The sequence below is a fragment of the Streptomyces sp. genome, from assembly GCF_050698815.1.
Taxonomy (GTDB): Bacteria; Actinomycetota; Actinomycetes; order Streptomycetales; family Streptomycetaceae; genus Streptomyces.
Genome location: NZ_JBOHCV010000640.1, coordinates 1 through 3950 on the forward strand (window position 1 = coordinate 1; position 3950 = coordinate 3950).

Annotated in this window: 4 protein-coding genes and 1 pseudogene; 3 read left to right on the forward strand and 2 right to left on the reverse strand. The window is 69.3% G+C overall.

Going from position 1 to position 3950, the window contains the following annotated elements:
* Positions 1-54: 54 nt before the first annotated feature.
* Positions 55-495 (reverse strand): nuclear transport factor 2 family protein, encoded by a 441-nt coding sequence (locus ACRDP3_RS23035; protein WP_431518907.1) that lies wholly within the window; start codon positions 493-495, stop codon positions 55-57.
* A 92-nt stretch (positions 496-587) separates the two neighbouring features.
* On the opposite strand from ACRDP3_RS23035, the gene ACRDP3_RS23040 reads away from it, so the two are divergent.
* Genes ACRDP3_RS23040 through ACRDP3_RS23050 form a run of 3 tightly spaced genes read left to right on the forward strand, consistent with a single transcriptional unit; the run spans position 588 to position 2659 of the window.
* A complete protein-coding gene (locus ACRDP3_RS23040) occupies positions 588-1157 on the forward strand; it encodes a PadR family transcriptional regulator (protein ID WP_431518908.1) in 570 nt (189 codons plus the stop codon).
* Complete coding sequence (locus ACRDP3_RS23045) at positions 1144-1953, forward strand: SGNH/GDSL hydrolase family protein (protein ID WP_431518909.1); 810 nt, start codon at positions 1144-1146, stop codon at positions 1951-1953. The genes ACRDP3_RS23040 and ACRDP3_RS23045 overlap by 14 nt, the downstream gene beginning before the upstream one ends.
* A 49-nt stretch (positions 1954-2002) precedes the next feature.
* Positions 2003-2659, forward strand: a complete 657-nt coding sequence (locus tag ACRDP3_RS23050) for a hypothetical protein (protein ID WP_431518910.1) — start codon at positions 2003-2005, stop codon at positions 2657-2659.
* Positions 2660-2682: 23 nt separating this feature from the next.
* Here ACRDP3_RS23050 and ACRDP3_RS23055 read toward each other — a convergent pair.
* Positions 2683-3950, reverse strand: a pseudogene (locus ACRDP3_RS23055) (hypothetical protein); the annotation flags it as partial.

Genomic DNA, 3950 nt, shown 5'->3' on the forward strand with positions numbered 1-3950 from the left:
GTCACTCATGCGTTCATGTTCGTCCGTGAGCGCCCAAGCTCGCGAGCCTTTTTCCTACGAGCGATCGACGGGCTCGGGAACGAGCCCGTCGGCGACCAGGCCGGCAAGTACCGCCTCACCCAGGGCGTGCACGGCGGACTGGGGGCGGACCATCACCGTGAACTCCTTGATCCTGCCCGTCTCGTCGAACTGGAGCAGGTCGATGCCGTGGATCTGCTTGCCGTGCACGGTGGCCCGGAAGGGCAGGATCACCGACGGAGCTTCCTCGCCGTCGGTCGCGGTGCTGGTCTCGGCCGCGCCCTCGAAGTGTCCGACGTAGCGGAAGTCCTCGAAGGTGCGCAGCAGGACGCCGAAGAGCCCCAGCACCATGGGCTTGCCCGCAAAGGGGGTGAACTTCACCGGGCTGTAGAAGCGGATGTCCTCGGTGAACAGGTCGTCCAGTGCGGCGAGATCGCGCTTCTCCACGGCGGCCCGGAAGCGTTCAGCGGTCTCCATGACCCCTCCTTCTCCTCATAGTCAAGAATGTGACTAATCACTTTCATGAGTATGATGCGGTGGCGGACGAGGAAAGGGAAGGGGCTGCTGCGATGGCCTTGCGACATGCCGTACTGGCGGCGCTGCTGGACGACGAGTACAGCGGGTACCAGCTGGCGAAGGCGTTCGACGTCGGCGTCGCGAACTTCTGGCACGCCCTCCCCCAGCAGCTGTACGCCGAGCTGACCAAGCTGGAGAAGGAAGGGCTGGTCGCCGGTCGGGAGGTGGTCCAGGAGGCCCGGCCCAACAAACGCCTGTTCCGGGTCACCGACGCCGGTCGCGCCGAGCTGGAGAAGTTCGCGGCGGCCCCGTCGAAGCCCTCGTTCATCCGCGACGATCTGCTCGTCAAGGTCCAGGCCGCCGACCGCATCGGCACCGCGCCGGTGATCGAACAGCTCGAAGAGCGAGCGTCCGCGGCCGAGGCCAAGATCGAGCTTCTCGGCAAGCTGCTGCGGCAGATGCGCGGCGATACGGACGAGGAGGAGTTCCTGCGCCGGGGTGACCGGATCGGGCCGTACCTGACGTGCCTGCGCGGCCTGGCATTTGAGCAGGGCCACCGGGACTGGTGTGTGCGGATCTCAGCCGTCCTGCGGGAAAGGCAGGCGACTCATGCCGAGCGGTGAACACCGTGCATACCTCCGCTACGTCGCCCTGGGCGACAGCCAGACCGAAGGGCTGGGCGACGGGGACGACGCCGTCGGCCTACGGGGCTGGGCCGACCGGTTCGCCGAGCACCTCGCTGTCGCCAACTCCGGGCTTCGGTACGCCAATCTGGCCGTACGAGGACGTGTCGCCGGCCAGGTCCGCGCCGAACAGCTGGAGCCCGCCCTGGCCCTGCGCCCCGATTTGGCCAGCGTCGTAGCCGGGGTCAACGACCTGCTCCGGCCACGCTTCAACGCCGCGGAGGTCGCCGGGCACTTGGAAGAGATGTTCGCCGGGCTCACGGCAGCGGGGGCCCACGTGGTCACCATGACCTTCCCCGACGTGGGGAAGATCGCGCCCCTCGCCCGGCCCATCAGGTCCCGCGTGTTCGACCTCAACACCCACATCCGCGCTGCGGCGGCCCGTCACGGGGTCGCCGTCGCTGAAACCGCCCAACATGCCGTCGCCACCGACCCTCGGCTGTGGAGCGCGGACCGCCTCCACGCCAGCCCCCTCGGCCACGAGCGGATCGCCGCAGCCGTCGCCCACGCCATCCGCCTGCCCGGAAGCGACGACGCCTGGACGCTCCCCCTGCCACCACAAGCGATCCCCGCGGGCCGGCAAGCAGCAGTCGCCGAACTGCGCTGGGCGACCGCATTCCTCGGCCCCTGGCTCATGCGCCGTCTCCGCCGCCGGTCCTCCGGCGACAACCGCACCGCGAAACGCCCCCAGCTCCGGTCCGTCGACGGCGACCCGAACGCCGGGTCCAGGCGGTGACGGCCGAAAACGGCCCAGCTCTATGCTTGGCGCCGGGAGGGGAGGCGGCATGATCATACGCAAAGCCGGAAGGCCCGTACGGCTCGCTCTCGCGGCGAGCGGGACGATAGCCCTACTGCTTACAGCCTGCGGAAACACCGACGGACAGGCGACAGCGCTGTCCAGGAAGCAAGCGCAGGCGGCACTGCCCGACCGCGAAGCCCTGCCGGGCTGGAGAACGCTCAGCGAGCCCGGAGTCGTCTCCACCAAGGGCGGGGGGAGGGAAACCGCCTGCCGGGGCAAGGACAAGGCCTGCAAGGACTCCCGCTTCTACAGCACGGCGAACTTCACTCGCGACGACAAGAAGGTCACGGCCGGCTTCTCACTCATCGCCTACAAGAACGAGCAGGCCGCACAAGCCGCGTACGACGTGCTGTGGAAGGTCCACCGCAGATCCTTGGGCGCCAAGGCCTCGAAGCCGAAGCTCGACACGGGAGACAGAAGCAACGCCCGTCTCGGCACCATCGGCTTCAAGGGCGAACCGGGAGAGGTGGTCCAACTCCGCGTCGGCGCCAACCTGGCCTGGGTCCACATCCGCGGTGCCGCGAAGGGCGCCTTCGACCACCGCCTGGCCACGGATCTCGCCACCGTCCTCACCGACCGCACCCAGCAGGCCCAATCCGGCAAGACACCCTCAGCCGGCCTGAGCCAAGGCGGAACACCCTGACGTCGGCGCCCGGACATGCATGGTCAGGCTCCCAGGCTCGTGGGCCCTTCGAGGGCTTGCAGCGTCCCCGCGGGTAGCCGGTCGTTGCCCCAGCTGCGCTCGATGTAGCCGATGATCCGCGCGACGTCTTCGGCGGGCACCCGCTCCGGTTCGCCGCGCTCGAGCGGGTCGGCGTGGAAGATGTAGAGCCGCGAGGCGAACTGGTCGAACGGCAGTGAGGCCTCGCCGAACCGCTCGCCGTTGCCCGCGGTGGAGACGACGACGCCGTCGCCCCAGTCCTGGCCGCTGTCGTTGTTCGGGTTGAAGAAATACACCCGCATGACGTCCTGTGGGTCCGGCGCCGTCCGCAGGATCGTGATCGCGTGCCAGCCGACGTAGCGGGCCGCGCTGTCGGTGACGGCGACGCCGGCCGGCTGCGGATGGATCAGCGGCTGCCCGCCGTTGTAGGACGGGTGGTAGCTGGCGTGGAACTGCCGCAGGAACTCGTCGAGGTCGACCAGGTTTCCGGTCGCGACGTCGACGTTGATGTGGAACCCGCGGGCCGCCCACCAGCCGTGAAACTCGGGGTTGACCCACCGGTGCGGGTCCCCTGGCCGCGTGGCGCAGCGCCGCCCCATCTCGGCGTAGATCCGGTCCAAGTGGGGCACCACGAGCAGCGACACGGGGTCCAGGTCCATCGGCAGCGTGCTCGCGACTCCGGTCGCGCTGTCCTTCGACGAGATCGGCTGACCCTCGAAGTGCATGAGGATCTCGTCGTCGCGGGCCGCCCAGACCACCATTTGCAGCAGGTAGTCCGGGTCGTTGTAGGACCACATCGACAGCGCGCGGGCCGACTGGCAGGTGGGGTTGTCGCCCTGACCGACGCCGAGCGGCTGGCCCAGCATCGAGAGCACCCCCGCGACCAGTCGCGCCTGCGGCCCCGGCACCTCGCCGAAAACCGTCGTCAACCGCTCCCGCGCGACCGGGGAGAGCTCGAGCGCCAGCTGGCGCCACAGCGACGGCACCACCGGCGGCTCGTAGAGGATGCCGCGGTCGAGCAGCAGCGCCAGCCCGTAGATGCATTGCGCGGTCTGTGGATGCACGGCCACCTCGATGAGCCGGTGCACCAGTTGGCTGTAGCGCAGCAGGCAGTTCCGGCCGGTGTCGGACAGCCCGAGCGCCTCGCCGACGAGGTAGTCGCTCTCGCGCAGGAGGAACCGGAGCAGTTCCGCGTGGTACGGCGACACCAGGCCGGTGTCGTGCATCGCCCGCGCGAACCCCGTCGCCTCGTACTGCAGGCCGCCGGTGTCCA